Source organism: Pseudomonas sp. No.21 (assembly GCF_054558415.1).
The window spans coordinates 196,330-215,440 of record NZ_BAAJNO010000007.1; the positions used below are offsets into that span (position 1 = coordinate 196,330).

Here is a 19,111-nt window from a genome sequence, read left to right on the forward strand (position 1 = left end):
CTGCCTCAGATCCACAGTTTCTTGAAGTTACGGCCACCGAAGATCAGGTTGACCAGACCACGGGTGAACATGATCGCAGTGAACATCGAGGTGACGATACCCAGCGACATGGTGACGGCGAAGCCCTTGATCGGGCCAGTACCCAGCGCGAAGAGAATGCCGCCCACCAGCAGGGTGGTCAGGTTGGAGTCGACGATCGCCGCATAGGCGCGGTCGAAACCTTCATGAATGGCACGCTGCACGGACATGCCATTGGCAAGCTCCTCGCGTATCCGCGAGAAGATCAGCACGTTGGCGTCCACCGCCATGCCCAGGGTCAGCACGATACCCGCGATGCCCGGCAGGGTGAGGGTCGCACCGATCGCGGACATCAGCCCTACCAGCAGCGCCAGGTTGAAGGCCAGAGCAACGGTCGCCAGCACACCGAAGAAACGGTAGATGGCGATGATGAACAGCGACACGAAGATCATCGCCCACTCGGTGGATTCGATGCCCTTGATGATGTTCTCGGCACCCAGGCTCGGACCGATGGTGCGTTCCTCGGCGAAGTACATCGGTGCGGCCAGGCCACCGGCGCGCAGCAGCAGAGCCAGCTCGGAGGACTCGCCCTGGCCGTTCAGGCCGGTGATGCGGAACTGGCTGCCCAGCGGCGACTGGATGGTCGCCAGGCTGATGATCTTCTTCTCTTCCTTGAAGCTCTGGATCGCAACTTCCTGCTCGACGCCGTCGACCACCTGCTTGACGTAGCGGGTCAACGGGCGCTGCTCGATGAAGATCACCGCCATGCTGCGACCGACGTTGTTGCGGGTGGCACGGTTCATCAGCTCGCCACCGTGGCCATCCAGACGGATGTTCACCTGCGGGCGGCCGTTCTCGTCATAGCTGGCCTGGGCATCGGTGACCTGGTCACCGGTGATGATCAGGCTGCGCTCCAGCGGCACGGGCGGGCGCCCCGGCTCACGGAATTCGAAGGATTCGGTGCTGGCCTTGCTGGCATCGGGTGCAGCGGCGAGGCGGAATTCGAGGTTGGCGGTCTTGCCCAGGATGCGCTTGGCTTCGGCGGTGTCCTGCACACCTGGCAGCTCGACCACGATGCGGTTGGCGCCCTGGCGCTGCACCAGCGGCTCGGAGACGCCCAACTCGTTCACACGGTTGCGGACGGTGGTCAGGTTCTGCTTGATCGAGTATTCGCGGATCTCGGTCAGCTTGGCCTGGGTCAGGGTCAGGCTCATCACCTGCTGGTCGCCACGCTCGGCGGTCTTCAGATCGAAGTCGGTGAAGGATTTGCGGATCAGCGACTGGGCTTTTTCCAGCGACTCCTGGTCGCTGAAGCCGAGCTGGAAGCCATTGTCGATGCCCGGCAGGCTGCGGTAACGCACGCGCTCCTTGCGCAGCAGGGTGCGGACTTCGCCTTCGTAGATCTTCACGCGGGCGGATACGGCTTTCTCCATGTCCACTTCCAGCAGGAAGTGCACGCCGCCGGAGAGGTCGAGGCCGAGCTTCATCGGCGTCGCATGCACGCTGCGCAGCCAGTCAGGAGTGGTCGGTGCCAGGTTGAGCGCGACCACGTAGTCGTCCCCCAGGACCTTGCGCACGACATCCTTGGCCGGCAGCTGATCGCCCAGCTTCGTCAGGCGCAGCAAGCCACCGCGCTCGCTGACGCTAGCACTTTTCACTTCGATCCCGGCCTGCTTGAGAGCCGCCACGGAGCGATCGAGATCGCCCTGCTGGATCTTCAGCGCCGTGCTGTTGCCGGATACCTGGATGGCCGGGTCATCGGGGTAGAGGTTGGGAGCGGAATAAACCAGGCCGAGGGCGAGAACCGCCAGGATCAGCAGATATTTCCACAGAGGGTATTTGTTGAGCATGACACCGCCCGTTATGACGCGGGGCGCCTTAGGCGCCCCGTGAATGGTGAAGAACGAATCGTTAGATGGCTTTCAGCGTGCCTTTCGGCAGCGTGGCCGCGATGGCGACCTTCTGGATCTTCAGCTCGACGGTATCGGAAACCTCGATGACCACGAAGTCATCGGAAACCTTGACCACCTTGCCAGCGATACCGCCGGAGGTGACCACTTCGTCGCCCTTCTGCAGGTTGCCCAGCAGGTTCTTGTGTTCCTTGGCGCGCTTGGACTGGGGACGCCAGATCATCAGGTAGAAGATGACCAGGAAACCGATCAGGAAAACCCACTCAAAGCCGGTGCCGGCGGGACCAGCGGCGGCTGCCGGGGCAGCGGCGTCGGCATAGGCGGCGGGAATCAGAAAGCTCATGTAGCACTCCTGTTGCGAAAATACGAAGAATGTTCAGCTCTATATATGCGGCGTTATCAGTCCAGGGGCGGTGTCGGTAGTCCGCGCCGGGCATAGAAGGCATCGACAAAGGCGGCCAATTTACCCTGTTGGATTGCCTCGCGCAAACCAGCCATAAGGCGCTGGTAATGCCGCAAGTTGTGGATTGTATTCAACATGCTGCCGAGCATTTCGCCGCATTTGTCCAGATGGTGCAGATAGGCCCTGGAGAAATGTTTGCAGGTGTAACAGTCGCAGCTCGGATCCAGCGGCGAATCATCGTGCTTGTGCACCGAGTTGCGGATCTTCAGCACCCCGGTCTCGACGAAAAGGTGGCCGTTGCGCGCGTTGCGGGTGGGCATCACGCAGTCGAACATATCGACGCCGCGCCGTACGCCCTCCACAAGATCCTCCGGCTTGCCGACACCCATCAGGTAGCGCGGCTTGTCGGCCGGCATCTGCGCCGGCAGGTAGTCGAGCACGCGGATCATCTCTTCCTTGGGCTCCCCCACCGACAGCCCACCGATGGCCAGACCATCGAAGCCGATCCGGTCCAGCCCTTCGAGCGAACGCATGCGCAGCTCTTCATGCATGCCGCCCTGGACGATGCCGAACAGCGCAGCGGTGCTTTCGCCGTGGGCGGCCTTGGAACGGCCGGCCCAACGCAGCGACAGTTCCATGGAGCGCCTGGCCACGTCGAAATCCGCCGGATAGGGCGTGCACTCGTCGAAGATCATCACGATGTCCGAGCCGAGGTCGCGCTGGACCTGCATCGACTCCTCGGGCCCCATGAATACCTTGGCGCCGTCGACTGGGGAGGCGAAGGTCACGCCCTCCTCCTTGATCTTGCGCATCGCGCCCAGGCTGAACACCTGGAAGCCCCCCGAGTCGGTGAGGATCGGTCCCTGCCATTGCATGAAGTCGTGCAGGTCGCCGTGACGCTTGATCACCTCCATGCCCGGGCGCAGCCAGAGGTGGAAGGTGTTGCCGAGGATGATCTGCGCGCCGATGGCCTCGATGTCGCGCGGCAGCATGCCCTTCACCGTCCCATAGGTGCCGACCGGCATGAAGGCCGGCGTCTCGACCACGCCACGGGGGAAGGTCAGGCGGCCACGACGGGCCTTGCCTTCGGTGGCCAGCAGTTCGAAGGTCATGCGGCAGGTGCGTGTCATGCTTGGTCCTCGGGCCCGCGCGGTGCGGGGTTGCGGGTGATGAACATGGCATCACCGTAACTGAAGAAGCGATAGCCCTGCTCGACCGCCGCCGCATAGGCAGCCATGGTCTCCGGGTAGCCGGCGAAGGCCGACACCAGCATCAGCAGGGTGGATTCGGGAAGATGGAAATTGGTCACCAGGGCATCCACCACATGGAACGGCTTGCCCGGATAGATGAAGATGTCGGTATCGCCACTGAAGGGCTTGAGCGTACCGTCCCGCGCGGCGCTTTCCAGCGAACGCACGCTGGTAGTTCCTACGGCGATCACCCGCCCCCCTCGCGCACGGCAGGCGGCGACCGCATCCACGACCTCCTGGTCGACCTGGAGCCACTCGCGGTGCATGTGGTGCTCCTCGATACGCTCGACACGAACCGGCTGGAAGGTGCCAGCCCCGACGTGCAGGGTGACGAAGGCCGTCTCGACGCCCTTGGCCGCGATGGATTCCAGCAGCGCCTCGTCGAAATGCAGCCCGGCCGTGGGCGCCGCGACGGCACCGGCATGGCGTGCATAGACAGTCTGGTAGCGCTCGCGATCGGCATCCTCGTCCGGCCTGTCTATATAAGGAGGCAATGGCATGTGCCCGAGGCGATCAAGCAAGGGCAGCACCTCTTCGGCGAAGCCCAGCTCGAACAGCGCATCGTGCCGCGCAAGCATGGTCGCCTCGGCGCCACCGTCGATGAGGATGGTCGAACCCGGCTTGGGCGACTTGCTCGAACGCACATGGGCGAGCACGCGGTGGCTGTCCAGCACGCGCTCCACGAGGATTTCCAGCTTGCCGCCAGAGGCTTTCTGGCCGAACAGGCGCGCCGGGATGACCCGGGTGTTGTTGAACACCATCAGGTCTCCGGGGCGCAGGTAGCCCAGCAGGTCGGCGAAACCCTTGTGGGCCAGTTCGCCGGTGGGGCCGTCCAGCACCAGCAGGCGGCTGGCGCGGCGCTCGCTCAGGGGATGGCGGGCGATGAGGTGCTCGGGGAGCTCGAAGTGGAAGTCGGCAACGCGCATGGTGGGGTCGTCTCGCAGGGGCGCGAATATTAACGGAAATGCGGAAATCTGACCACGCGGGCGGATTGACCCGCCTCGGTCGCCTCCCTATACTGCGCCGCCATCGTGCCCCGGTGGCGGAATCGGTAGACGCGGCGGATTCAAAATCCGTTTCTGGCGACAGAGTGAGAGTTCGAGTCTCTCCCGGGGCACCACGACTCCAGCAAGCCTTCGTCCTAGACGGACTTGCAGCCCTCCGCAACGGCTTTTCATCCTCCTGTTGCGTCCTTTTTCCAGATGCAGTGCATCAGCATTGGAAATCTTCCCAAACCCCGCCTAGCATTGAGCTTTCGGGGGGTTGGCAATTCAAAGAAAGTTAGCGTAGAGTGTGCGCACTGTGTTTGCATGGGTCGCTGTTGAATCGTGACCTGGTGCAGTAGATCCTACAGATCCGCTACATCCCGCTCGACTTCTCTTACTCTCTGCAACCAGTTCCAGCCCTCTATGCTTTAAGAAAAGCAAGAGGCTGTCATCAACTCTAGTTTCAAGGAAATAAGACATGTCGAATCGTCAAAACGGCACCGTTAAGTGGTTCAACGACGAGAAGGGTTTTGGTTTCATCACCCCCGAAAGCGGTCCGGATCTGTTCGTGCACTTCCGCGCAATCGAAGGTAACGGCTTCAAGAGCCTGAAAGAAGGCCAGAAAGTCAGCTTCGTCGCTGTGCAAGGTCAAAAAGGCATGCAGGCCGACCAGGTTCAAGTCCTGGGCTAAGCCTCCTGCTTGAAAGAACCCCCGATGGAAACATCGGGGGTTTTTTTATGCCCGTGATTCCATAGGGCCCAGCCTTTAGAATGTCGCAACCCCACGCTTGCAAGGGCTTTCCATGCCGAACCCGAAACTGCGCCCCGAAGGCGACTTCCCCGTCGCCGGGCCGATCCGTCGCTTCGCCGCGATCTTCTATGACTTCCTCCTCTGCGTGGCCCTGATGATGGTGGTCACCCTCTTCTACCAGCAGGTGATACTGCGCGCGATCTTCGGTGGCGAACGCCTGCGGCAGATGGCCGAGCAAGGTGCGCTGATCGGCGACCCCATACTCTCCAGCCTGCTGTTCCTCAGCCTGTTCGCCTTCTTCAGCAAGTTCTGGATGCGCGGCGGCCAGACCCTCGGCATGCAGGTCTGGGGCGTGCGCATCCAGAACCGCGACGGCTCGGCCATCAGCCTGTGGCAGGCCCTGCTGCGCTTCGTGGTCGCCATCGGCTCCTGGCTCTGCTTCGGCCTCGGCTTCCTGTGGATGATATTCGACAAGCAGAAACGCAGCTGGCACGACATGTACTCCGACAGCCAGGTGGTGCAGCTGCCGAAGAACATCCACAAGAAGTAGCGCCGCCGAATCGCACCCAAGAAAAAGCCGGCTCGCAGCCGGCTTTTTTTTGCCCGGGAGAACTACCCCGCGCGCCTCAGCAGCAGCACGCCAGCCAGCGCGCAGATTCCCGCCGGGATCAGCACCGCCAGCAGCGGCGAGAACCCGAACACCAGGCTGGATGGCCCGAGCAGGTCCTGGCTGATGCGCACCACGAAGCCGATCACCACGCCGGTGAACACGCGCTGCCCCAGCGTCACCGATCGCAGCGGACCGAAGATGAAGGAAATCGCCATCAGCACCAGCGCACCGGTGACCAGTGGCTGCAGCACCTTGGTCCAGAACGCCAGCCAGTAGCGGCCATTGTTCAGCCCCTGGTCCGCCAGGTAGTGGGTGTAGCGCCACAGCCCGGTGATCGACAGCGCTTCGGGCTCCATCGCCACGGTGCCCAGCAGTTGCGGGCTCAGCTCGATGTCCCAGCGCTCGTTCGGCGACTCGATCACTTCGGTGTGGTCGCCACGGAAGTAGGTCGTGGAAACGTCTTCCAGCTGCCAGTGATCGGTCTGGTACATGGCACGGCGGGCGAAGCTCGCCGACTGCATGCGTCGCTCGCCATCGAAGTCGTAGCGGGTCACGCCATAGAGCACGCCATTGGGCTGCACGGCGTTGATGTGCACGTACTGGTTGCCCTGGCGATGCCACTGGCCGCGCTTCGCGCTCTGCGCCTCGCCACCGCCCTGCGCAAGCGCACGGTTGCCCTGGGCCAGGTTCTCGCTCCAGGGCGCGACGTATTCACCGATCAGCACGCCCACCAGCATCAACACCAGCAGCGGCTTCATCACCGCCCAGACGATGCGCCCGATGGACACACCCGCCGCCCGCATGATGGTCAGCTCGCTGCTGCTGGCCAGGCCGCCGAGGCCGATCAGGCTGCCGATCAGCGCGGCCATCGGCAGCATCTCGTAGATGCGCCGCGGCGTGGTCATGAGTACATAGACGGCCGCTTCCATGACGCCGTAGGAGCCGTCGACGTCGCCCAGTTCATCGATGAAGGCGAACAGCAGCGCCAGCCCGACTATCACCCCCAGCACCGCGAGGATGCCGAAGAACACGCTGGTGCCGATATAACGATCCAACCTAACCATGGGCCACCTCACGGGCATCACGACGAGCTGCCCACTTCAGCCGCAACGGCTCCCAGTAAAGCAATGACAGGCCGACCACCAGGAACATCCCGTGCACCCACCAGAGGCCGAGCGCCATGGGGATCTTGCCCTTGTCCAGCTGGCCGCGCGCAGCGATCAGCAGGGACAGGTAGGCCATATAAAGGAGGATCGCCGGCAGCAGCTTGAGGAAGCGGCCCTGGCGCGGATTGACCCGCGACAGCGGCACCGCCAGCAGGGTCACCACGAACACCAGCAGCGGGATGGAAATCCGCCACTGCAGCTCCGCCTGGTAACGCGGGTTGTCGCTGCCGATCAGCTCGGACGTCGGGATCGCCTCGCGCTCGCCGATCTCGCTGCTGATCTCCGGCTTGGGCAGGAGGATGCCGTAGGTCTCGTACTTGATCGCGCGATAGTCGGCCTTGCCCGGGTTGCCGTCGTAGCGGTAGCCGTTCTCCAGGATCAGGTAGCGGCTGCCATCCTCGTGGATGACCTGGCGGCCCTTCTCCGCCACCAGCACCCCGATGCCACGTTCCTTGTTGTCCTGCGACAGGCGCTTCTCGGAGATGAACACTCCACCCAGCTCGCCGCGATCAGCCGAGAGGCTCTCGGTGTAGGTCACCCGCGTGCCGTTCTTCATGGTCTGAAAGCGGCCGGGCACCAGCGTGTCGAACTCGGTCAGCGCGTCCTGCTCATTGAGGATGCGTGCCACCTGCGCCACGCCCTGCGGGGCCAGGCCCAGGCTCAGCCAGGCAACCAGCAGCGCCACCAGGGTCGCCGGCGCCAGGCTGTAGGCCATCAGGCGCTGCTGGCTCATGCCGGTGGCGGCGAGCACGGTCATCTCGCTGTCCAGGTAGAGCCGGCCATAGGCCAGGAGGAAACCGAGGAACAGGCCCAGCGGCAGGATCAGCTCGAGGAAGCCCGGCAGGCGAAAGCCCATGATCAGGAACAGCACGCCCGGGTCGAGGACGCCTTGCGCGGCCTGGGCCAGGTACTTGATGAAGCGACCACTCATGATGATCACCAGCAGCACCGCACTCACGGCGCTGAGGGTGACCAGGACTTCACGGGACAGATAACGGAAGACAATCAAACCAGACACTCCAGGGTTGTCAGGCTCAGGCGGCTACGCTCAAACTAGCCGCTTTGTGGCCAGCCCGCCGAACCGGCGGACCACTGAAAAATGGCCGGCATTATATCCTGCAATCCCGACTCTTTGTCTTGGGGACATACGTCATGGAATTCCTCGTCAAAAGCGCTCGCCCGGAAACCCTGAAAACCGCCACCCTGGTCGTCGCCGTCAGCGAAGGCCGCAAACTGGGCACCGCCGCCAGCGCACTGGATGGCGCCACCGGTGGCGCCATCGCCGCCCTGCTCAAGCGTGGCGATATCGCCGGCAAGGTCGGCCAGACCCTGCTGCTGCACAGCCTGCCCAACCTCAAGGCCGAACGCGTGCTGCTGGTGGGCGTGGGCAAGGAGCGCGAACTCGGCGACCGCCAGTTCCGCAAGGTGGTCGCCGCCGTCAACGGCGTGCTCAAGGGCCTCGGCGGCAGCGATGCGGTACTGGCCCTGGGCGAACTCGCCGTGAAGGGCCGCGACGCCTACGGCAAGGCGCGCCTGCTGGTGGAGACCCTGGCCGACGGCACCTACCGTTTCGATCGCTTCAAGAGCACCAAGGCCGATGCCCCGGCCCTGAAGAAGATCACCCTGCTGGCCGAGAAGGCCGAGCTCGCCGATGTCGAGCGTGGCAGCGCCCATGCCCGGGCCATCGCCACCGGCATGGCCTTCACCAAGGACCTCGGCAACCTGCCGCCGAACCTCTGCCACCCCAGTTTCCTCGCCGAGGAAGCCAAGGCCCTGGCCAAGGCCCACAAGAACCTCAAGGTCGAAGTACTGGACGAGAAGAAGCTCAAGGAGCTCGGCGCCGGTGCCTTCCTCGCGGTCGCCCAGGGCAGCGACCAGCCACCGCGGATGATCGTGCTCCACTACCAGGGCGGCAAGAAGGACGACAAACCCTTCGCCCTGGTCGGCAAGGGCATCACCTTCGACACCGGCGGCATCAGCATCAAGCCCGCCGCCGGCATGGACGAGATGAAGTACGACATGTGCGGTGCCGCTAGCGTGCTCGGCACCTTCCGCGCCCTGGTCGAGCTGCAGCTGCCGATCAACGTCGTCGGCCTGCTGGCCTGCGCCGAGAACATGCCTAGCGGCGGCGCCACCCGCCCCGGCGACATCGTCACCACCATGAGCGGCCAGACCGTCGAGATCCTCAACACCGACGCCGAAGGCCGCCTGGTGCTGTGCGATACCCTCACCTACGCCGAGCGCTTCAAGCCCCAGGCGGTGATCGACGTCGCCACCCTCACCGGCGCCTGCATCGTCGCCCTGGGCAGCAACGTCTCCGGCCTCATGGGCAACAACGAGGCCCTGGTGAAGCAGCTCCTCAAGGCGGGCGAATACGCCGACGACCGCGCCTGGCAACTGCCGCTGTTCGACGAATACCAGGAGCAGCTCGACAGCCCCTTCGCCGACATCGCCAACATCGGCGGCCCCAAGGCCGGCACCATCACCGCCGGCTGCTTCCTGTCGCGCTTCGCCAAGAAATTCCACTGGGCCCACCTCGACATCGCCGGCACCGCCTGGGTCAGCGGCGGCAAGGACAAGGGCGCCACCGGTCGTCCGGTGCCCCTGCTCACCCAGTACCTGCTGGACCGCGTGTAAACTGCCGCACCGCCCGGCGGCTCAGGCCGCCGGGCACCCGCCCCACCTCAGGAACACCCAGCCATGACCCGCGTCGAGTTCTACGTCCTTTCCTCCAGCAGTCCGGCGGACCGCCTGCGCGCCGCCTGCCAGCTGGCGAGCAAGGCCTGGCGCCATGGCCTGCCGGTGTTCGTGCGCTGCGCCGACAAGGCCCAGGGCGCCGAGCTGGACGAACTGCTGTGGCGCTTCAAGGCCGAGACCTTCATCCCCCACGGCCTGCACGAAGACGACCCGCAGGCGCCGGTGGTGATCGGCGGCGACGAGCAGCCCGAGGCCGCCCAAGGCCTGCTGATCAACCTCGACGCCAGCCTCTCGCCGCATCTCGAACGCTTCAGCCGCATCATCGAGATCGTCAACCAGGAACCGGCCCTGCTGGCCGCCTGCCGCGAGAATTTCCGTACCTACCGCCAGCGCGGCTATGATCCAAAGCGAGTCGAACTCTAAGCACGCCCCATGGACAACTCCAGACCGCCGCAAAAGCCCGCACACCTGCTGGACGACCTCGAATCGATCCGTGCCCTGCTCGACGAACACACCAGCAGCGAGCCGCCCCTGCTCACCGAGTCCGTCGACCCGGACAGCATCCCCCTGCTCTCCGAGATCGTCGAAGCGCCGCCCTTCGAGCTGGCTCCCCGGGGTGCCGAGCCCATCGCACCCAGCCCGGCCCCGGCACCCAGCCTGCAGCCCGCCCCCCCGCCGCGTGCCGAGCAGCCGGCGCAGACGCCCCTGCAGGGCGCCCTGCAACGCAGCGCCGAAGCCGCCAGCGCCCAGGAGTTCAGCCGCCTGGACACCGAGCTGCGCGCCGCCGCGCAACTCATCCTGCAAGACGTCATCGACGACTTCGTCCCGCAGATCGAGGCCGAGCTCAAGCGCCGCCTCAGCGCCCGCCTGACCCGCCTCCTGCCCCAGCCGCCCCGCCGCGGCTGAGTCGCACGCCCCCTCGCCCACGCCCCGATGCCCGCGCTTGGGGCTTGTAGCCGCAGCCGCTATACTCGGCGGCTTTCCGATCAGTTGCCGACACGGTCCCGCCGCACCATGGACAAGACCTACCAGCCCCACGCTATCGAAACCTCCTGGTACCAGACCTGGGAGAAGAACAACTACTTCGCCCCGCAAGGTTCCGGCGAGCCCTACACCATCATGATCCCGCCGCCGAACGTCACCGGCAGCCTGCACATGGGTCATGGCTTCAACAACGCCATCATGGACGCGCTGATCCGCTTCCGCCGCATGCAGGGTCGCAACACCCTGTGGCAGCCGGGCACCGACCACGCCGGCATCGCCACCCAGATGGTGGTGGAGCGCCAGCTGGCCGCCCAGGGCGTCGACCGCCACGACCTCGGCCGCGAGAAGTTCCTCGAGAAGGTCTGGGAGTGGAAGGAACAATCCGGCGGCACCATCACCCGCCAGATCCGTCGCCTCGGCTCTTCCGTCGACTGGTCGCGCGAGCGCTTCACCATGGACGACGGCCTCTCCGAAGCGGTCAAGGAAGCCTTCGTGCGCCTGCACGACGACGGCCTGATCTACCGCGGCAAGCGCCTGGTCAACTGGGACACCAAGTTCCACACCGCCATCTCCGACCTCGAAGTGGAAAGCCACGACGAGAAGGGCCACCTGTGGAACCTGCGCTACCCACTGGCCGACGGCCTGAAGACCGCCGACGGCAAGGACCACCTGGTGGTCGCCACCACCCGCCCGGAAACCCTTCTGGGCGACAGCGCCGTCGCCGTGCACCCGGAAGACGAGCGCTACAAGGCCCTGATCGGCCAGTTCGTCGTCCTGCCCCTGGTCGGCCGCCGCATCCCCATCGTCGCCGACGACTACTGCGACCCCGAGTTCGGCACCGGCTGCGTGAAGATCACCCCGGCCCACGACTTCAACGACTACGAAGTCGGCAAGCGCCACGACCTGCCGCTGATCAACATCTTCGACAAGAACGCCGCCGTGCTCGCCACCGCCCAGGTGTTCCACCTCGACGGCAGCGTCAACGACGCCTTCGACGGCAGCCTGCCCGCGGCCTACGCCGGCCTCGACCGCTTCGAGGCGCGCAAGCGCATCGTCGCCGACATCGAAGCCCTCGGCCTGCTGGAGAAGATCGACGACCACGCCCTCAAGGTGCCCAAGGGCGACCGTTCCGGCACCGTCATCGAACCCTGGCTGACCGACCAGTGGTACGTCTCCACCAAGCCGCTGGCCGAGAAGGCCATCGCCGTGGTCGAGAGCGGCGAGATCCAGTTCGTGCCCAAGCAGTACGAGAACATGTACTTCTCCTGGATGCGCGACATCCAGGACTGGTGCATCAGCCGCCAGCTCTGGTGGGGCCATCGCATCCCCGCCTGGTACGACGAAGCCGGCAACGTCTACGTCGGCCGCGACGAGGCCGAGGTACGCGCCAAGCACGACCTGGGCGATACCGCCCTGCGTCAGGACGATGACGTCCTCGACACCTGGTTCAGCTCGGGCCTGTGGACCTTCTCCACCCTCGGCTGGCCGGAACAGACCGACTTCCTCAAGACCTTCCACCCCACCGACGTGCTGGTCACCGGCTTCGACATCATCTTCTTCTGGGTCGCCCGGATGATCATGCTGTCCACCCACCTGACCGGGCAGATCCCGTTCAAGACCGTGTACGTCCACGGCCTGGTACGCGACGGCCAGGGCCAGAAGATGTCCAAGTCCAAGGGCAACGTCCTCGACCCGCTGGACATCGTCGACGGCATCACCCTCGACGCCCTGCTGGAGAAACGCACCAGCGGCATGATGCAGCCCAAGCTGGCCGAGAAGATCGCCAAGCAGACCCGCGCCGAGTTCCCCGAAGGCATCAACAGCTTCGGCACCGACGCCCTGCGCTTCACCTTCTGCTCGCTGGCCTCCACCGGCCGCGACATCAAGTTCGACATGGGCCGCGTCGAGGGCTACCGCAACTTCTGCAACAAGCTGTGGAACGCCGCCAACTTCGTCACCGAGAACACCGATGGCCAGGACACCGGCGTCAACGGTGAAGCCGTCGAGCTGTCCTCGGTAGACCGCTGGATCATCTCCCAGCTGCAGCGCACCGAAGCCGAAGTCACCCGCCACCTCGACGCCTTCCGCTTCGACCTGGCCACCCAGGCCCTCTACGAGTTTGTCTGGGACGAGTACTGCTCCTGGTACCTCGAGCTGGTCAAGCCGGTGCTGTGGGACGAGAACGCCCCGATCGAGCGCCAGCGTGGCACCCGCCGCACCCTGGTGCGCGTGCTGGAGGTCATCCTGCGCCTGGCCCACCCGTTCATGCCCTTCATCACCGAAGAGATCTGGCAGCGCATCAAGGGCCAGGCCGGCGTCAGCGGCGACACCCTGATGCTGCAGCCCTGGCCGGTGGCCAACGAGACCCGCATCGACGCCGCCGCCGAAGGCGACATCGAGTGGGTCAAGACCCTGATGCTCGGCGTGCGCCAGATCCGTGGCGAGATGAAGATCTCCATGGCCAAGCGCATCGACGTGGTCCTGGCCAACGCCGGCGCCGAAGACCTGCGCCGCCTCGCCGACAATGGCCCGCTGCTGAACAAGCTGGCCAAGTTCGAGTCGGTCCGCGTGCTGGCAGCCGGCGAAGAAGCGCCCATGTCCGCCACCGCCCTGGTGGGTGACATGCAGGTGCTGGTGCCCATGGCCGGCCTGATCGACAAGGAGGCCGAACTGGCTCGCCTGGACAAGGAAATCCAGCGCCTGGACGGCGAGGTGAAGCGCGTCGGTGGCAAGCTCGCCAACGAAGGCTTCGTCGCCAAGGCCCCGGCCGAAGTGCTCGACAAGGAGCGCGCCAAACTGGCCGAAGCCGAACAGGCCCTGGCCAAGCTGGCCGAGCAGCGCGAGAAGATCGCCAACCTGTAAGCCCACGAGGCCCGCCACCCGGCGGGCCTTGCTCTTTCATAGGGACGTGGAAGACATGCCCATCGAACTGCGCTTCGAATCCACCCTCGCGGTCAGCCCCGGCCAGGCCTGGAGCTGGATCACCGACGTCGACCGCCTGCGCGAGGAAATGCGCCCCTGGCTGCGCATGACCGTACCCGCCGGCATCCGCAACCTCGAAGACCTCGCCGTCCAGCCCGGCGAACCCCTGTTCACCAGCCACCTCTGGCTGTTCGGCGTGCTGCCGCTGGGCACCTCGCGACTGACCCTGCGCGAACTCACCCCCGGCGTCGGCTTCGTCGAAGAATCCCCCATGACCGGCATGCGCCTGTGGCGCCACGAACGCCGCCTGGAACACAGCGCCAGCGGCACCCGGGTCATCGACCAGCTCACCGTCGCCCCCCTGTTCGGCACCCCGCTGGTCCGGCTGTTCCTGCGCCTGTTCTTCGCCAACCGCCACCGCGTCCTGCGCCGTCGCGCGCCCTGATCCCGGAGCCCCCATGGAAACCAGCAAGACCAAGACCAGCTACTACCGCCGTCTCTACGTCGCCTGGCTGATCGACAGCGGCACCGCCGCCAGCGTCCCCGCCCTGATGGACGCCACCGGCATGCCCCGCCGCACCGCCCAGGACACCCTCGCCGCCCTCGCCGACCTGGACATCGACTGCCAGTTCCAGCAGGACGCAGGCGCCCGCAACAACGCCGGCCACTACGCAATCCGCGACTGGGGCGCCATCGACAAGACCTGGATCGCCGCCAACCTGCAGCAGATCAAGGCCACCCTCGGCTACCCCTGACAGAATCCCGCCGTAAACGGTCGTAGCCCGGGCTTCAGCCCAGGAACCCCCTCCGGTTGAAGTCAGGGCTACGGTGCAACGGCCATCCCCCATCCAGGAGCCCCGCCATGACCCCGCAACTCCTCTGGGTACTCGGCCTGCTGCTGGTGGTCGTCATCCTCTTCGTGCGCAACCGCCCGCGCATGGACGCCGTCGCCCTGCTGGCCCTGGTCGCCCTGGCGCTGAGCGGCGTGCTCAGCACCGAAGAGGCCCTGGCCGGCTTCAGCGACCCCAGCGTCGTGTTGATCGCCGCGCTGTTCATCATCGGCGACGGCCTGGTGCGCACCGGCATCGCCTACCGCCTGGGCGACGTTCTGGTGGCCCGCGCCGGCAGCAGCGAGACCCGCCTGCTGGTGCTGCTCATGCTCAGCGTCGCCGGGCTCGGCTCGGTGATGAGCTCCACCGGTGTGGTCGCCATCTTCATCCCGGTCGTGCTCGGCGTCGCCGCGCGGCTGAAGATCCCACCGGCGCGGCTGATGATGCCGCTGGCCTTCGCCGGCCTGATCAGCGGCATGCTTACCCTGGTGGCCACGCCGCCGAACATGGTGGTGCACAGCGAACTGCGCCGCGCCGGCTTCGACGGCTTCGGCTTCTTCGGCCCCACACCCATCGGCCTCGCCGTGCTGGTCCTGGGCGTGCTCTACATGCTCGCCGCCAGCCGCTGGCTCGGCCGCACAGGCGGTGACGACACCAGCACGGCGCCGCGCCTGACCCTCGCCGACCTGGCCGGCGCCTACCACCTCAGCGAGCGCGAACGGCGCCTGCGGGTGCGCGCCGACTCGCCCCTCGCGCGCCAGGCCCTCAACGAGCTGGAGCTGCGCCGCGAATACGGCATCAACGTCATCGCCGTCGAGCGCCAGCGCAAGTTCCGCACCCTGCTGCTGATGGCCACCGGCAACACCCAGCTGGAGCCCGGCGACGTGCTGCTGGTGGACCTCGCCAGCCCGGCCATCGGCCTGCTCGGCGCCTACCGCGCGCTGGGCCTGGAGCCCATGCCGCTCAACGCCTCCTACTACAGCCTGCACGCCCACCAGCTGGGCCTGGCCGAAGTCGCCCTGCCGCCGGAGTCGGAACTGCCGGGCAAGACCATCCAGGAGCTGGGCTTCCGCAGCCGCCACCGCCTCAATGTCGTCGGCCTGCGTCGCCACGGCCGTCCCCTCGAAGGCGTACTGGTGGACGAGAAGCTCAAGGGCTCCGACACCCTGCTGGTGGCGGGCGAATGGAAGGACATCCACCGCCTGCAGGCCCAGGGTCGCGACTTCCTGGTGCTCAGCCTGCCCGCCGAGGTGGACGAAGTGGCCCCCACCGCGCACAAGGCGCCCCACGCCCTGCTCAGCCTGGCGGTGATGGTGATCCTGATGGTCAGCGGCCTGGTGCCCAACGTCATGGCCGCGCTGGTGGGCTGCCTGCTGATGGGCGCCTTCCGCTGCATCGACCTGGACAGCGCCTACCGCGCCATCCACTGGCCCACCCTGATCCTCATCGTCGGCATGCTGCCCTTCGCCCACGCCCTGCAGCAGACCGGCGGCATCGACCTCGCCGTGCAGGGCCTGGTGGCGCTGCTGGGCGATGCCACGCCGCGCCTGGTGATCGCCGCGCTGTTCGTGCTCACCGCGGTGATCGGCCTGTTCATCTCCAACACCGCCACCGCCGTGCTCATGGCCCCGGTGGCCATCGCCACCGCCCAGCAGCTCGGCGTCTCGCCGCAGCCCTTCGCCATGACCGTGGCCCTGGCCGCCTCGGCCGCCTTCATGACCCCCATCTCCTCGCCGGTCAACACCCTGGTGCTCGGCCCCGGCCAGTACCGCTTCGGCGACTTCGTCAAGGTCGGCGTGCCCTTCACCCTGCTGGTGATGGCCGTCACCGTGCTGCTGGTGCCCTGGCTCCTGCCCTTCTGACCGGCCGCCCGACGGCGGCTGGCCAAACCCGGCCGGTTGTGAATAATGCGCGCCTGCCCTTCGTTCCCGGACCTCGCCATGCCCAGCAAACCGCCCAGCAAGACCGCACCGGCCAAGCCGTCCGACGGGGGCAAGGCGCCGCTGCACCCGCGCAACCGCCACCAGGGCCGCTACGATTTTCCCGCCCTGATCGCGGGCAGCCCCGAGCTGGGTGCGTTCGTCATCACCAACCCCTACGGCAAGCCGAGCATCGACTTCGCCAACCCCGAGGCGGTCAAGGTCTTCAACCGCGCGCTGCTGCAGCAGTTCTACGGCATCCGCCAGTGGGACATCCCCGCCGGCTACCTGTGCCCGCCCATCCCCGGGCGCGCCGACTACCTGCACCACCTGGCCGACCTGCTGGGCGCCGCCCATGACGGTGCGATCCCCAGGGGTCCCGGCCTGCGCGGGCTGGACATCGGCGTCGGCGCCAACTGCATCTACCCGCTGATCGGCCACCACGACTACGGCTGGCGCTTCGTCGGTGCCGACATCGACCCGCAGTCCCTGGAATCCGCCGCCGCCATCCTCGCCGCCAACCCGCAGTACGAGGGCGCCATCGAACTGCGCCGCCAGGAACACCCGCAGCACATCTTCCAGGGCCTGGTGCAGGCCGACGAGCGCTTCGACTTCACCCTGTGCAACCCGCCCTTCCACGCCTCCCTCGACGAAGCCCGCAGCGGCAGCACACGCAAGTGGAAGAACCTCGGCAAGCAGGACCCCAGCCGCACGCTGCCGGTGCTCAACTTCGGCGGCCAGTCCAACGAGCTGCATTGCGAAGGCGGTGAAGCCGCCTTCATCGCGCGCATGGCCGACGAAAGCGCCGCCTTCGGCCAGCAGGTGTTCTGGTTCAGCACCCTGGTGTCCAAGGTCGGCAACGTCACGCCGCTGCAAGAGCGCCTCAAGGCCCTCGGTGCCACCGACATCCGCGTCGTGCACATGGCCCAGGGCCAGAAGCGAAGCCGCTTCGTCGCCTGGACCTACCTGGAAAAGAACCAGCGCCGCGCCTGGCGCAAGGAACGCTGGCCCGCCTGATCCGCTCCTTCCCTGTGGGAGCGAATTCATTCGCGATGCTCTTGTAGGCGTTACCGGCCACACCGACGGTGGACCGATGAAGCGTGGTCCACCCTACGCACGGCTACGCCTCACAAGGCACCTCTCCCAACGCCTCCGGCTCATGGGTGCGCACCCTGCCCAGCAGCGCGAACACCAGCACCGCCGTCAACCCGGTCACCGCGGCCAACACCTGCAGCAGCGTGCGGAACGCCGCGTCATAGCCCGGCAGCAACGCCGCCCGGTCCACCCCCAGCATCGCCGCAGCCTGGGCCAGGTCGCCCAGGGCCGCATGGCTGGCGGCGGCGACCAGTTGCGACGGCGCCACCGCTGAAGCCGGCAGGGCCACCAGCATCAGTGCGGCCAGCAACGCGCCGACCAGGGCGATGGCCACGCCGTCGCCGGACACCCGCACGGTGTTGAAGATGCCGGTGGCCATGCCCGCCCGCTCCTTCTCCACCACGCTCACCGCCAGCCCGTCCATCAAGCCCCAGGGCAAGCCGATGCCCACGCCCACCAGCAGCATCGGCAGCACCAGGGCCTGCGGCCCGGCCACCAGCGCCTCGCTCATCCACAACAGCCCCAGCGCGTTCAGCGCCAGGCCCAGGGCCGACAGCACACCGGCGGTGAACCAGCGCGACAGCCACGCCGCCAGCATCGGCACCACCAGCAACGGCGCCGACAAGGCGATCATCAGTTGCCCGGTCTGCACGGCGCTGAGGCCATCCACACCGATGAAACGCCCCGGCAGCAGCACGATCAGCACCACGAAGGCGAAGGCGGGCGACGCCCCCAGCAACTGCACACCGGCGAACTGCGCACGACGGAACAGGCCCAGCTCCAGCATCGGCCGTGGGCTGCGCCGTTCGATCAGCACGAAGGCCACCAGCAACGCCAGGCTGCCCCACAGCGAGCCCTGCACCAGCGGGTGCGACCAGCCGTGCTCCGGCGCCAGCAGCGTGCCGCAGGTGAACAGTGTGAGCATCGCGGTAAAGCTGATCGCCCCCGGCCAATCCAGCCCCTGGGCATTGGGGTCGCGGCTCTCACGGGCACAAACGGCCACCAGCAGCGCGCCGGCGATGCCGAACAGCGCCGGCAGCAAGAACACCATGCGCCAGCCCAGGCAATCGCTCAGCAGGCCGGCCAGCAACGGGCCGAACGCCAGCCCCAGGCCGAAGGTGGTGCCCAGCACGCTGAACACCCGGGTGCGGATCGGGCCATGGAACTCCTGGGCCAGCGCCGCCATGGCCCCGGCGAAGGCGGCGGAACCCCCCAGCCCCTGGAGCACCCGCAACAGGTCGAACCACAGCACCGTGGGTGCGAAGGGAATCACCGGGGTCACCGCCGCGAACAGCGCCAGGCCCACCAGCCACACGCGCTTGCGCCCGTGGATGTCGGCCAGGCTGCCGGCGGCCATCATCGCGCTGCCGTAGGCGAGGATGTAGCCGTTGGTGATCCAGCCGAGCTCCACCGCCGAGCCGCCCAGGGCCTGGCTGATGGCCGGCAGCACCACCGCCGGGCCGGTGAAGCACAGCGGGATCAGCACCGCCGTCAGGCAGGCGGCCAGCAGCAGCCAACGGCGAGCGCCGGCGGGAAGGGATGAATCGGTCATGTCGAAGGCTCCGCAAGG

17 protein-coding genes and 1 tRNA gene are annotated in these 19,111 nt (G+C 66.5%); 11 read left to right on the forward strand and 7 right to left on the reverse strand.

Annotated features, from left to right (window positions below; genetic code table 11):
* Positions 1-5: 5 nt before the first annotated feature.
* The 4 genes from secD to queA all read right to left on the reverse strand — a co-directional run bounded on the left by secD (position 6) and on the right by queA (position 4,507).
* A complete protein-coding gene (gene secD / locus ACYJSS_RS16190; protein WP_236205444.1) occupies positions 6-1,868 on the reverse strand; it encodes a protein translocase subunit SecD in 1,863 nt (620 codons plus the stop codon).
* A gap of 61 nt (positions 1,869-1,929) precedes the next feature.
* Positions 1,930-2,271 (reverse strand): preprotein translocase subunit YajC, encoded by a 342-nt coding sequence (gene yajC, locus ACYJSS_RS16195; RefSeq protein WP_111263259.1) that lies wholly within the window; start codon positions 2,269-2,271, stop codon positions 1,930-1,932.
* A gap of 56 nt (positions 2,272-2,327) precedes the next feature.
* Entirely contained in the window at positions 2,328-3,443 is a 1,116-nt protein-coding gene (gene tgt, locus ACYJSS_RS16200) for a tRNA guanosine(34) transglycosylase Tgt (protein WP_173173118.1), read from the reverse strand.
* 14 nt (positions 3,444-3,457) lie between these two features.
* A complete protein-coding gene (queA, locus tag ACYJSS_RS16205) occupies positions 3,458-4,507 on the reverse strand; it encodes a tRNA preQ1(34) S-adenosylmethionine ribosyltransferase-isomerase QueA (RefSeq protein WP_111263257.1) in 1,050 nt (349 codons plus the stop codon).
* Positions 4,508-4,614: 107 nt separating this feature from the next.
* Between queA and ACYJSS_RS16210 the strand changes: the two genes are divergently transcribed.
* From ACYJSS_RS16210 to ACYJSS_RS16220, 3 genes are all read left to right on the forward strand, one after another.
* Positions 4,615-4,701 (forward strand) — tRNA-Leu (locus tag ACYJSS_RS16210).
* A 344-nt stretch (positions 4,702-5,045) separates the two neighbouring features.
* On the forward strand, positions 5,046-5,258 hold the full coding sequence (locus ACYJSS_RS16215) for a cold-shock protein (protein WP_003459665.1): 213 nt from the start codon (positions 5,046-5,048) through the stop codon (positions 5,256-5,258).
* 112 nt (positions 5,259-5,370) lie between these two features.
* Positions 5,371-5,868: an RDD family protein gene (locus ACYJSS_RS16220; RefSeq protein ID WP_111263256.1), complete on the forward strand. Its 498-nt coding sequence runs from the start codon at positions 5,371-5,373 to the stop codon at positions 5,866-5,868.
* Between the two features lie 62 nt (positions 5,869-5,930).
* Here the strand turns inward: ACYJSS_RS16220 and lptG are convergent, their stop codons facing one another.
* Together lptG and lptF are read right to left on the reverse strand one after the other, a co-directional pair.
* The gene (lptG, locus tag ACYJSS_RS16225) at positions 5,931-6,992 is read right to left on the reverse strand and encodes an LPS export ABC transporter permease LptG (protein WP_111263255.1); all 1,062 of its coding nucleotides are present in this window, start codon (positions 6,990-6,992) and stop codon (positions 5,931-5,933) included.
* Positions 6,985-8,103, reverse strand: a complete 1,119-nt coding sequence (gene lptF / locus ACYJSS_RS16230; protein WP_111263254.1) for an LPS export ABC transporter permease LptF — start codon at positions 8,101-8,103, stop codon at positions 6,985-6,987. The genes lptG and lptF overlap by 8 nt, the downstream gene beginning before the upstream one ends.
* Before the next feature lie 143 nt (positions 8,104-8,246).
* Between lptF and ACYJSS_RS16235 the strand changes: the two genes are divergently transcribed.
* The 8 genes from ACYJSS_RS16235 to rlmF all read left to right on the forward strand — a co-directional run bounded on the left by ACYJSS_RS16235 (position 8,247) and on the right by rlmF (position 17,463).
* On the forward strand, positions 8,247-9,731 hold the full coding sequence (locus ACYJSS_RS16235) for a leucyl aminopeptidase (RefSeq protein ID WP_111263253.1): 1,485 nt from the start codon (positions 8,247-8,249) through the stop codon (positions 9,729-9,731).
* Between the two features lie 63 nt (positions 9,732-9,794).
* Positions 9,795-10,214 (forward strand): DNA polymerase III subunit chi, encoded by a 420-nt coding sequence (locus tag ACYJSS_RS16240; RefSeq protein ID WP_111263252.1) that lies wholly within the window; start codon positions 9,795-9,797, stop codon positions 10,212-10,214.
* Positions 10,215-10,223: 9 nt separating this feature from the next.
* Entirely contained in the window at positions 10,224-10,697 is a 474-nt protein-coding gene (locus ACYJSS_RS16245; protein WP_236205443.1) for a DNA polymerase III subunit chi, read from the forward strand.
* A 108-nt stretch (positions 10,698-10,805) separates the two neighbouring features.
* Positions 10,806-13,637: a valine--tRNA ligase gene (locus ACYJSS_RS16250; protein ID WP_111263747.1), complete on the forward strand. Its 2,832-nt coding sequence runs from the start codon at positions 10,806-10,808 to the stop codon at positions 13,635-13,637.
* Between the two features lie 55 nt (positions 13,638-13,692).
* Positions 13,693-14,142: an SRPBCC family protein gene (locus ACYJSS_RS16255; RefSeq protein ID WP_111263748.1), complete on the forward strand. Its 450-nt coding sequence runs from the start codon at positions 13,693-13,695 to the stop codon at positions 14,140-14,142.
* Between the two features lie 13 nt (positions 14,143-14,155).
* Positions 14,156-14,452: a winged helix-turn-helix domain-containing protein gene (locus ACYJSS_RS16260; RefSeq protein WP_111263749.1), complete on the forward strand. Its 297-nt coding sequence runs from the start codon at positions 14,156-14,158 to the stop codon at positions 14,450-14,452.
* 107 nt (positions 14,453-14,559) lie between these two features.
* Complete coding sequence (locus ACYJSS_RS16265) at positions 14,560-16,389, forward strand: SLC13 family permease (protein ID WP_111263750.1); 1,830 nt, start codon at positions 14,560-14,562, stop codon at positions 16,387-16,389.
* Between the two features lie 78 nt (positions 16,390-16,467).
* Positions 16,468-17,463 (forward strand): 23S rRNA (adenine(1618)-N(6))-methyltransferase RlmF, encoded by a 996-nt coding sequence (gene rlmF, locus ACYJSS_RS16270; protein ID WP_111263751.1) that lies wholly within the window; start codon positions 16,468-16,470, stop codon positions 17,461-17,463.
* A 103-nt stretch (positions 17,464-17,566) separates the two neighbouring features.
* On the opposite strand, the gene ACYJSS_RS16275 is transcribed toward rlmF, so the two are convergent.
* Positions 17,567-19,093 carry an MFS transporter gene (locus tag ACYJSS_RS16275; protein ID WP_111263752.1) on the reverse strand — a complete coding sequence of 509 codons (1,527 nt, stop codon included), beginning with the start codon at positions 19,091-19,093 and terminating at the stop codon, positions 17,567-17,569.
* Positions 19,094-19,111: the final 18 nt, after the last annotated feature.